The organism is Pseudomonas putida (genome assembly GCF_028682455.1).
GTDB lineage: Bacteria > Pseudomonadota > Gammaproteobacteria > Pseudomonadales > Pseudomonadaceae > Aquipseudomonas > Aquipseudomonas putida_AA.
The window spans coordinates 373,201-382,522 of the sequence record NZ_JANHLD010000005.1 but is presented as its reverse complement, the minus strand read 5'-3'; the positions used below and the strand labels follow the sequence as shown (position 1 = coordinate 382,522).

Sequence of the window (9,322 nt, the reverse complement as noted above, 5' to 3'; positions counted from 1 at the left end):
CCTGCACGAACTGTGTACCGTGGTAGCGCCGTTGCCCGACAAGCTCCTGCAGCTGGAGCAGCGCGATCCCAACAGCCTGTCGTTTGCACAAGCGGCGCGGCTGGTGAGCATGGGCGCCAGTGTCGATGAGCTGACGCAGACCTGTGGCTTGACCCAGGCTGAGGCTGAATTGATGAGCAAGGTGCATCGCAACTGATTGCGCGGCGCCCGGATAGCCGGCATTGCCGGCTATCCCGTTTCCTCGGTATCAATCTGCGCGCGGCGTGATATCCCGTTCCTGCGGCCCCTGATCGACAAACCCCACCGGCACCTTGCCCTTGAGTTGCCAGGCGAAGGCGATGATCTCGGCGATGGTCAGATACAGCGCCTCGGGAATCCGGTCCCCCAGCTCCATGCGCGCCAAAAGCCGCACCAGTTCTGCGTTCTCGTAGATCGGTACCTCATGCTCGCGGGCAAGCGCCAGGATCGCCTCGGCCAGCGCGTCGTCACCCTTGGCGGTCAGGGTCGGCGCCTGCTGGCCGTCGTAGGTCAGGGCAATGGCACTCTTCTCAGTCATAAACATCCCCCTGTAGGAACGGGCTTGTCCCGCGATCGTGTTTCAGCCGGACTACTGTTTCGCGGGGCAATCGCGCTGCCACGCAGGTCATGCGGTTTCATCCACCCAGCGTTGCTCCAGGCGCGTGCGCGGCCCCTGGGGCGGTGTGCCGTGATGACAGCACAGTTGCGTCACGTTCAGGCCGCGAGCCAGCAGGCGCTCCCGCAGGTTGCCCAGTTGGCTGTCGATCAACTGTGCGGTACTGGGCAGTTCGGCCCACAGCTGGCTCGACAGGCTGCCCTGGCTGATCTGCGCCTGAACCTGGACCGGCCCCAGCGGATGCAGGTCAAACGACAGCTCGATGCGCCAGAGCATTTCCAGTGGGTCGCGCTGTTCACGCTGGGGATCGTTTTGTTGTTCCGGCGTCTCTTCGCGTTGCAATTTGAATTGCAGGGGAATGAAGTCCTGGCCGCTGCGCAACGGGATTTCCAGTTGCCAGGTTGTCTGCAGGTTGCCGTCGGGTGTGGTGCCGGTCTGCTCCAGGCTGGCCAGCTGATGGCTCTGCAGGCGAGAAATGGCGGCGGCGGCCAGGCGTAGCAGGTGTTCCAGGTCGCCTTCGCCGTCCTGGCCCTTGAGCAGCCGCGAGGGCAGGGGAAAGCTACCCGGGTGAGGTCGAGGGCTGACCTGGCCGAGCATCCCCAGGGCGTTGCGGACCATGCCGGGCATCACCTGGGCCAAGGTGCTGGCGGCTACGGCCGGGTTGAAGGTGCTGGTGCCCGGCAGCCCCGGCAGCAACTGCGCCACCAGGCGCACTACCTGGGCCTTGAGGTCTGGCGCCAGCTGTTGCCCCAGGCCGCCCAGCAGCTTGGCCTCGAGAAACGCACCGCTGTTGTTCAAGGCTTGGGCCAGGCCCTTGGGATCGCTGAGCTGGCGGGCATCCGGCAGGCTGTTCAACAGCTTGTCGACGCTGCTGCGCACCTCGCTGCTCTGGCCGTTGTCCTGGCGCAGTTGCTGCAGGGCGTTGAGCAAGCCCTGCAGCGAGGCCTGTCGGCTTTGCTGGGTACCCAGTTGCTGGGCGATGGCCAGTTGATCCTGGCGCCCGCTCAGGGGGACGAACTGCAACGACTGGTCACCTTGCACCCGGGCGCTGAGCAGGCTGCCCACCGCCAGCGGGCGCGGGCTGTCCAGCGTGAGGGTGGTGCCGGCCTGTGCGCCCAGCAAGCTCACCAGCGAGCGGTACTGGGCCACCTGGCCTGCGGCCTGCGGGAGTACCTGGCTGGTCACGACCTTGCCTTGCAGCAGGCTGCCTACCGGCATCTCGCGGGTGTCGAGGCGGGTCAGGCTGGCCACGCTGCTGGCGAGTACCTGCTGCAGGCTGATGGACAGGTTGCTGGCGCCGCTTTGGCTCACGGCCAGCAGGCTGCCCTGGGGGAGTGCCAGGTTACTGCTGGCCTGGACGTTGGTCTGGCGGCCGTTTTCCAGGGTCAACTTGAGCAGTAGCTGGAAGTCCTGGCCAACCTGGCGCAACGCCAGGACCTCGGCCTTGGCGGTTTCGCCGGGGGCCAGCAAGGCCTGTTGCGGCTGCAGCAGGCGCAGCAGTTCGCCAGTGGCCGGCAAGCGCGACGAGTGGCCGGCTGGAGCCTGCGGGCCAAGGTTGTTAATTTCACCTGTCATCAGCTGGCAACCTGTTTAAATAGCCCTCTTTGCAGTAGGACATCACATGTATAATGCCGCCCGATCTTCGCGCTCAGCGCGCTCGGGCCTTGTATCCGTTGCCACTATAACGGCAGCGTCGAGGCCGACTTGAGACAGGCATCCCAGCATAAGGCGAAACCGTGACCCCTCATCTCCAAGCCGTGGGCCTGGCCTGCGAGCGCGATTGGCGAATGCTCTTCGAACACCTCGAGTTGCACCTGGCAGCCGGGGACATGTTGCAGATCAGCGGCCCCAACGGCAGTGGCAAGACCAGCCTGTTGCGCTTGCTGGCCGGCCTGATGCAGCCGACGGCCGGCGAGATTCGCCTGCACGGCAAGCCGTTGCTCGAACAGCGCCATGAACTGGCGAAGATTCTGCTGTGGATCGGTCATGCCGCGGGTATCAAGGATCTGCTCAGCCCTGAGGAAAACCTCGCCTGGTTGTGCGCGCTGCACACGCCGGCCGAACCTGCGGCCATCTGGCAAGCCCTCGAGGCGGTCGGCCTGCGCGGGTTCGAAGATGTACCCTGCCATACCTTGTCGGCCGGCCAGCAACGTCGTGTGGCCCTGGCCCGCTTGTACCTGGACAGCCCGCCGCTGTGGATTCTCGACGAACCCTTCACTGCCCTCGACAAGCAAGGTGTGGCCCAGCTCGAGGCGCACCTGGCCGCCCACTGCGAGCAGGGCGGCATGGTGGTGCTGACCACCCACCACACCCTGGAACGCAAGCCGTCCGGCTACCGTGAACTGAACCTGGGGCAGTGGGCCGCATGAGTGTGTTCGTCTTGTTGTTGCGTCGTGAAGCGCGCCTGCTGTGTCGCCGCCCTGCGGAGCTCGCCAACCCCCTGGTTTTTTTCGCTATTGTGATCGCGCTGTTCCCGTTGGCGGTCGGTCCTGAGACTCAATTGTTGCAAACCTTGTCTCCGGGGCTGGTCTGGGTCGCTGCGCTTTTATCGGTTCTGCTCTCGCTGGACGGGCTTTTCCGCAGTGATTTCGAGGACGGATCGCTGGAGCAGTGGGTCCTTTCGTCGCACCCCCTGCCTCTTCTGGTCCTGGCGAAAGTGCTGGCACACTGGGCCTTTTCCGGTCTGGCACTGGTATTGTTGGCACCCTTGCTGGCACTGATGCTGGGTTTACCGGCGGCGTGCCTGCCGGTATTGCTGGCATCGTTGTTGCTGGGTACCCCGGTGCTGAGCCTGCTGGGCGCAGTGGGGGCGGCCCTGACCGTTGGTTTGAAACGTGGCGGCCTGCTGTTGGCGCTACTTATTTTGCCGTTATATATCCCGGTGTTGATCTTGGGCAGTGGCGCCTTGCAGGCGGCATTGCAAGCTATGCCGGCGACCGGTTATCTGCTCTGGCTTGGTAGCCTGACCGCCCTGGCAGTAACTCTGGCACCCTTTGCAATAGCGGCTGGCCTGAAGATCAGCGTCGGCGAATAATGAGGTCTGGGCACAGCCCAGCAAAGACCCTGGATGTACCGTGATGAAAAGCAGCGCAATCAGCTGGACGTGGTTTCATAAACTGGGTTCGCCCAAGTGGTTCTATGCCATCAGTGGCCGCATGCTGCCCTGGCTTACGGTCGCCGCGATCCTGTTGATCGGCATCGGCGTGATCTGGGGCCTGGCCTTCGCACCGCAGGATTACCAGCAGGGCAACAGTTTTCGCATCATCTACATCCACGTGCCCGCTGCGATGCTGGCCCAGTCCTGCTACGTGATGCTGGCGGTGGCCGGGGTAGTGGGGCTGGTATGGAAAATGAAAATTGCCGACGTCGCCCTGCAGTGCGCAGCGCCCATTGGCGCCTGGATGACCGCCGTGGCGCTGGTCACCGGTGCCATCTGGGGCAAGCCGACCTGGGGCAGCTGGTGGGTCTGGGATGCACGCCTTACGTCGATGCTGATCCTGCTTTTTCTGTACTTCGGTCTTATTGCCCTGGGCCAAGCCATCAGCAATCGTGAGAGCGCGGCCAAGGCCTGCGCCGTGTTGGCGATTGTCGGGGTGATCAACATCCCGATCATCAAGTATTCGGTGGAGTGGTGGAACACCCTGCACCAGGGCGCGACCTTCACCCTGACCGAGAAGCCGGCGATGCCCGCCGAAATGTGGCTGCCGCTGCTGCTGACGGTCGTGGGCTTCTACTGCTTCTTCGGTGCGGTGCTGCTGCTGCGCATGCGCCTTGAAGTGCTCAAGCGCGAAGCTCGCGCCAGTTGGGTCAAGGAGGAGGTCATGAACTGCCTGGGTCGGGGGATGGCAAGATGAGTTTCGCCTCCTTCAGTGATTTTCTCGCCATGGGCCATCACGGCCTGTATGTCTGGTCGGCCTACGGCATCTGCCTGCTGGTGCTGGCCGTCAACGTTGCCTCGCCCCTACTGGCCCGGCGCCGTTACCTGCAAGAAGAGGCGCGCCGTCTGCGCCGGGAGAGCAACCAGTGAATCCGCAACGCAAGAAGCGTCTGTTCATCATTCTCGGCCTGCTGGCGGGCGTGGGTGTCGCCGTGGGCCTGGCCCTGAGTGCCTTGCAACAGAACATCAACCTGTTCTACACCCCCACCCAGATCGCCAATGGCGAGGCGCCGCTGGACACCCGCATTCGCGCCGGTGGCATGGTCGAGGCAGGCTCGCTGCAACGCTCGGGCGATTCGCTCGACGTGCGTTTCGTGGTCACCGACTTCAACAAGTCGGTGCCGATCACCTACCGCGGCATTCTCCCCGACCTGTTCCGCGAAGGGCAGGGCATCGTTGCCCTGGGCAAGCTCAATGCCGAGGGCGTGGTCGTGGCCGACGAAGTACTGGCCAAGCATGACGAGAAGTACATGCCGCCCGAGGTCACCAAGGCCTTGCAGGAAAGCGGCCAGGCCGCGACCAATACCGGAGCCAAGCCATGAACGCGGCGCTGATCATTCCCGAACTCGGCCAGCTGGCCATGATCCTGGCGATCTGCTTTGCCGCCGTGCAGGCCACCGTGCCGCTGCTCGGTGCATGGCGCGGCGATAGCCTGTGGATGAGCCTGGCAAGGCCGGCGTCGTGGGGCCAGTTCGCCTTCCTGGCGTTTGCCTTTGCCTGCCTGACCCACGCCTTCATGACCGACAACTTCTCGGTCGCCTATGTTGCCAACAACTCCAACAGCGCCTTGCCCTGGTACTTCAAGTTCAGCGCCGTGTGGGGCGCCCACGAAGGCTCGTTGCTGCTCTGGGCAATGATCCTCGGCGGCTGGACCTTCGCCGTGTCGATCTTCTCGCGCCAGTTGCCGCAGGTGATGCTGGCGCGGGTGCTGGCGGTAATGGGCATGATCAGTGTGGGCTTCCTGTCGTTCCTGATCGTTACCTCCAACCCTTTCAAGCGGCTGCTGCCGCAGGTGCCGACCGATGGCGCCGACCTCAACCCGTTGCTGCAGGACGTCGGCCTGATCGTGCACCCGCCGATGCTGTACATGGGCTACGTGGGCTTTTCGGTCGCCTTTGCCTTTGCCATCGCCGCCTTGCTCGGCGGTCGCCTGGACGCCGCCTGGGCACGTTGGTCGCGGCCCTGGACGCTGGTGGCCTGGGCATTCCTGGGTATCGGTATCACCCTGGGCTCGTGGTGGGCCTACTACGAATTGGGCTGGGGCGGCTGGTGGTTCTGGGACCCGGTGGAAAACGCCTCGTTCATGCCCTGGCTGGTGGGCACGGCGCTGATCCATTCCCTGGCCGTCACTGAAAAACGCGGCGTGTTCAAGAGCTGGACCGTGTTGCTGGCCATCGCCGCATTCTCCCTGAGCCTGCTCGGTACCTTCCTCGTACGCTCCGGGGTGCTGACCTCGGTACACGCCTTTGCCTCGGACCCGGAGCGCGGCGTGTTCATCCTGATCTTCCTGCTCTTCGTGGTCGGTGGCTCGCTGACGCTGTTCGCCCTGCGCGCCCCGGTGGTCAAGAGCCAGGTCGGTTTTGCCCTGTGGTCTCGGGAGACCTTGCTGCTGGCCAACAACATCGTACTGGTGGTCGCCGCTTCGATGATCCTGCTCGGCACGCTCTATCCGCTGTTCCTCGACGCCCTGACGGGGGCCAAGCTGTCGGTCGGCCCACCGTACTTCGACGCGCTGTTCCTGCCGTTGATGGCCTTGCTGATGGTGGTGATGGCCATTGGCGTGATCGTGCGCTGGAAAGACACCCCCACCCAGTGGCTGGTCGGCATGCTGACCCCGGTGCTGATTGCCAGCGTCGTTTTGGCGCCGATCGGTGGGCTGTTGGTCGATGATTTTGACTGGGAAGTGCTGACCACCTTCGCCCTGGCAGCGTGGATCGTGATGGCCGGTGCCCGCGACATCCTCGACAAGACCCGCCACAAGGGGCTGGTCAAGGGCTTGCGTGGTCTGAACCGCAGCTATTGGGGCATGCACGTGGCGCACCTGGGGCTGGCCGTGTGTGCCCTGGGCGTGGTGCTGTCGAGCAACAACAGTGCCGAGCGCGACCTGCGCCTGGCGCCGGGCGAGTCGGTGGAACTGGCCGGCTACCAGTTCACCTTCGAAGGCGCCAAGCATTTCGAGGGGCCGAACTTCACCTCCGACAAAGGCACGGTACGGGTGGTCAAGGACGGTCGCGAAATCAATGTGCTGCATCCGGAGAAGCGTCTGTACACCGTGCAGCAGTCGATGATGACCGAAGCGGGCATCGACGCTGGTTTCACCCGTGACCTCTACGTCGCCCTGGGTGAGCCGCTGGAAAACGGCGCCTGGGCTGTGCGCGTGCACGTCAAACCCTTCGTGCGCTGGATCTGGCTGGGCGGTCTGTTGACCGGCCTTGGCGGGTTGTTGGCGGCAATGGACGGTCGTTATCGAGTCAAGGTCAAAGCCCGGGTGCGTGAAGTGCTGGGCATGTCTGGAGCAACTGCATGAAGCGTTGGATCATGGTGCTGCCGCTGGCGGTGTTTCTGCTGGTGGCGGTGTTTCTCTACCGGGGCTTGTTCCTGGATCCGACCGAGCTGCCGTCGGCGATGATCGGCAAGCCGTTCCCGGCCTTTGCCCTGACCTCGGTACAGGATGGCAAGCCGCTGACCCAGGCCGACCTGATCGGCAAGCCGGCACTGGTCAACGTCTGGGCCACCTGGTGCCCGTCGTGCAAGGTCGAACACCCGTACCTGAACAAGCTGGCCGAGCAGGGCGTGGTGATCCACGGGGTCAACTACAAGGACGACAACGCCGCTGCGCTCAAGTGGCTGGCCGAATTCCACAACCCCTACCAGCTGGATATCCGCGACGAGCAGGGCAGCCTGGGCCTGGATCTTGGGGTGTACGGCGCGCCGGAAACCTTCGTGATCGACGCCAAGGGTGTCATCCGCTACAAGCACGTCGGTGTGGTCGATGCCACTGTCTGGCGCGAACAGCTGGCGCCGATCTACCAGGGCCTGGTCGATGAGGCCAAGCCATGAAGCGCTGGCTGGCAGCGGCTGTAATGGGCCTGAGCCTGGCCGGCGTGACCCAGGCGGCCATCGACACCTATCAGTTTGCCGATGATGCCGAGCGCGCGCGCTACCACGACCTGACCAAGGAACTGCGCTGCCCCAAGTGCCAGAACCAGGACATCGCCGACTCCAACGCACCGATTGCTGCCGACCTGCGGAGGGAAATCTTCCGCATGCTGGGCGAGGGCAAGAGCAATCAGCAGATCATCGACTTCATGGTCGACCGCTACGGTGACTTCGTTCGCTACAAGCCTGCGCTGACGGCGCGTACCTGGTTACTGTGGTTCGGCCCGGGCGTGTTGCTGGTAGGCGGTTTTGGCCTGCTGGCGCTGATTGTGCGCAAGCGTCGGGCGCAGAGTGCCGCAGGCACTGCCGACCTTTCCCCCGAGGAGCGTGAGCGCCTCGCCAAATTGCTGGACAAAGAACAGACCCATGACTGATTTCTGGCTTGCTGCAGGCCTGCTGTTGCTGGTGGCCCTGAGCTTTTTGCTGATCCCGGTGTTGCGCGGCCGTCGTGCGCAACTGGAAGAAGACCGCACCGCGTTGAACGTCGCCCTGTATCAGGAGCGGGTGGCGGAACTGAGCGCCCAGCAAGCTGCTGGCGTGCTCGATGACGCGCAACTGGCCAAGGGCCGCGATGAAGCCGCCCGTGAGTTGCTGGCCGATACCGAGAACGCCGAACCCCAGCGCCTGGGTCGCCTGGGCAAGCCATTGCCCTTGCTGGCCGCCGTGCTGGTGCCGCTGATGGGACTGGGCCTGTACCTGCACTTTGGTGCCAGCGAGCAGGTCGAGCTGACCCAGCAGTTCGCCAAGGCGCCGCAGTCGATGGAAGAAATGACCGCGCGCCTGGAGCGTGCCGTCGAGGCTCAGCCTGATTCGGCCGAAGGCCTGTACTTCCTCGGTCGCGCTTACATGGCCCAGGAGCGCGCCGCCGATGCCGCCAAGGTCTTCGAGCGGGCTGCGACCCTGGCCGGCCGCCAGCCGGAGCTGCTCGGGCAGTGGGCCCAGGCCCTGTACTTTGCCAACGACAAGCAGTGGACCGAGCAGTTGCAGGCGTTGACCGACGAAGCCCTCAAGGCCGACCCGAACGAGGTCACCAGCCTGGGGCTGCTCGGCATTGCAGCGTTCGAACGCGAGCATTACCAGGACGCCATCGACTACTGGAACCGCCTGCTGGTGCAATTGCCTGAAGGCGACACGTCGCGGGCGGCCCTGCAGGGCGGTATCGACCGCGCCCAGGACCGGCTCAAGGCGGGTGAGGGCAAGACCGCGTCGGATGCACCCAAGGCGGCACCGGCAGTGGCCACCACGGCACGGCTGAAAGTGCGCGTGGAACTGGCGGCGGCGCTCAAGGACAAGGTCAAGCCTGACGACACCGTGTTCATCTTCGCCCGTGCAAGCGTCGGCCCGCCCATGCCGCTGGCGGCCAAGCGAGTGACCGTGGCCCAGTTGCCGATCGAGGTCGAGTTGAGCGACAGCGACGCGATGGTGCCGAACATGAAACTGTCGAGCTTTCCCGAAGTCCAACTGGTTGCGCGCGTCTCGCGTGCTGGCCAGCCGACCCAGGGTGAGTGGATCGGTCGCAGCAGTCCGCTGGCCAGCAGCACGACCGCCGCGCAACACCTGACCATCGACAGCCCGGACCAGTAAGAGACCAC

At 64.4% G+C, this 9,322-nt stretch carries 12 protein-coding genes; 10 read left to right on the top strand and 2 right to left on the bottom strand.

Features of this window, described 5'->3' with window-relative positions:
* On the top strand, positions 1 to 196 hold a 196-nt coding region (locus tag NPS58_RS28725; RefSeq protein ID WP_274118564.1), incomplete at its 5' end, for a DUF2802 domain-containing protein.
* Positions 197 to 247: 51 nt separating this feature from the next.
* Here NPS58_RS28725 and NPS58_RS28720 read toward each other — a convergent pair.
* Together NPS58_RS28720 and NPS58_RS28715 are read right to left on the bottom strand one after the other, a co-directional pair.
* The gene (locus NPS58_RS28720; protein WP_274118563.1) at positions 248 to 556 is read right to left on the bottom strand and encodes an EscU/YscU/HrcU family type III secretion system export apparatus switch protein; all 309 of its coding nucleotides are present in this window, start codon (positions 554 to 556) and stop codon (positions 248 to 250) included.
* Positions 557 to 643: 87 nt separating this feature from the next.
* Positions 644 to 2,209, bottom strand: a complete 1,566-nt coding sequence (locus NPS58_RS28715) for a flagellar hook-length control protein FliK (protein ID WP_274118562.1) — start codon at positions 2,207 to 2,209, stop codon at positions 644 to 646.
* A 161-nt stretch (positions 2,210 to 2,370) separates the two neighbouring features.
* Between NPS58_RS28715 and ccmA the strand changes: the two genes are divergently transcribed.
* From ccmA to ccmI, 9 genes are read left to right on the top strand one after another with little or no spacing between them, the layout of a single operon-like run.
* Positions 2,371 to 3,003: a cytochrome c biogenesis heme-transporting ATPase CcmA gene (gene ccmA / locus NPS58_RS28710; protein ID WP_274118561.1), complete on the top strand. Its 633-nt coding sequence runs from the start codon at positions 2,371 to 2,373 to the stop codon at positions 3,001 to 3,003.
* Complete coding sequence (gene ccmB / locus NPS58_RS28705; protein ID WP_028945462.1) at positions 3,000 to 3,668, top strand: heme exporter protein CcmB; 669 nt, start codon at positions 3,000 to 3,002, stop codon at positions 3,666 to 3,668. The genes ccmA and ccmB overlap by 4 nt, the downstream gene beginning before the upstream one ends.
* A gap of 43 nt (positions 3,669 to 3,711) precedes the next feature.
* Complete coding sequence (locus NPS58_RS28700; protein ID WP_274118560.1) at positions 3,712 to 4,488, top strand: heme ABC transporter permease; 777 nt, start codon at positions 3,712 to 3,714, stop codon at positions 4,486 to 4,488.
* Positions 4,485 to 4,661, top strand: coding sequence for a heme exporter protein CcmD (ccmD, locus tag NPS58_RS28695; protein WP_028945460.1), 177 nt, complete (start codon positions 4,485 to 4,487; stop codon positions 4,659 to 4,661). The genes NPS58_RS28700 and ccmD overlap by 4 nt, the downstream gene beginning before the upstream one ends.
* Positions 4,658 to 5,113, top strand: coding sequence for a cytochrome c maturation protein CcmE (ccmE, locus tag NPS58_RS28690; protein WP_274118559.1), 456 nt, complete (start codon positions 4,658 to 4,660; stop codon positions 5,111 to 5,113). Before ccmD ends, ccmE begins: the two co-directional genes overlap by 4 nt.
* A gap of 11 nt (positions 5,114 to 5,124) precedes the next feature.
* The gene (locus NPS58_RS28685; RefSeq protein WP_274118573.1) at positions 5,125 to 7,098 is read left to right on the top strand and encodes a heme lyase CcmF/NrfE family subunit; all 1,974 of its coding nucleotides are present in this window, start codon (positions 5,125 to 5,127) and stop codon (positions 7,096 to 7,098) included.
* Entirely contained in the window at positions 7,095 to 7,631 is a 537-nt protein-coding gene (locus NPS58_RS28680) for a DsbE family thiol:disulfide interchange protein (RefSeq protein WP_274118558.1), read from the top strand. The genes NPS58_RS28685 and NPS58_RS28680 overlap by 4 nt, the downstream gene beginning before the upstream one ends.
* On the top strand, positions 7,628 to 8,104 hold the full coding sequence (locus tag NPS58_RS28675) for a cytochrome c-type biogenesis protein (RefSeq protein WP_274118557.1): 477 nt from the start codon (positions 7,628 to 7,630) through the stop codon (positions 8,102 to 8,104). Before NPS58_RS28680 ends, NPS58_RS28675 begins: the two co-directional genes overlap by 4 nt.
* Positions 8,097 to 9,314, top strand: coding sequence for a c-type cytochrome biogenesis protein CcmI (ccmI, locus tag NPS58_RS28670; protein WP_274118556.1), 1,218 nt, complete (start codon positions 8,097 to 8,099; stop codon positions 9,312 to 9,314). Before NPS58_RS28675 ends, ccmI begins: the two co-directional genes overlap by 8 nt.
* Positions 9,315 to 9,322 lie beyond the last annotated feature (8 nt).

What these genes read in the sequence shown, in the direction of transcription:
- NPS58_RS28720 (WP_274118563.1), bottom strand. Translation starts at nt 556, where the DNA reads ATGACTGAGAAGAGTGCCATTGCCCTGACCTACGACGGCCAGCAGGCG.
- NPS58_RS28715 (WP_274118562.1), bottom strand. Translation starts at nt 2,209, where the DNA reads ATGACAGGTGAAATTAACAACCTTGGCCCGCAGGCTCCAGCCGGCCAC.
- ccmB (WP_028945462.1), top strand. Translation starts at nt 3,000, where the DNA reads ATGAGTGTGTTCGTCTTGTTGTTGCGTCGTGAAGCGCGCCTGCTGTGT.
- NPS58_RS28700 (WP_274118560.1), top strand. Translation starts at nt 3,712, where the DNA reads ATGAAAAGCAGCGCAATCAGCTGGACGTGGTTTCATAAACTGGGTTCG.
- ccmD (WP_028945460.1), top strand. Translation starts at nt 4,485, where the DNA reads ATGAGTTTCGCCTCCTTCAGTGATTTTCTCGCCATGGGCCATCACGGC.
- NPS58_RS28680 (WP_274118558.1), top strand. Translation starts at nt 7,095, where the DNA reads ATGAAGCGTTGGATCATGGTGCTGCCGCTGGCGGTGTTTCTGCTGGTG.
- NPS58_RS28675 (WP_274118557.1), top strand. Translation starts at nt 7,628, where the DNA reads ATGAAGCGCTGGCTGGCAGCGGCTGTAATGGGCCTGAGCCTGGCCGGC.
- ccmI (WP_274118556.1), top strand. Translation starts at nt 8,097, where the DNA reads ATGACTGATTTCTGGCTTGCTGCAGGCCTGCTGTTGCTGGTGGCCCTG.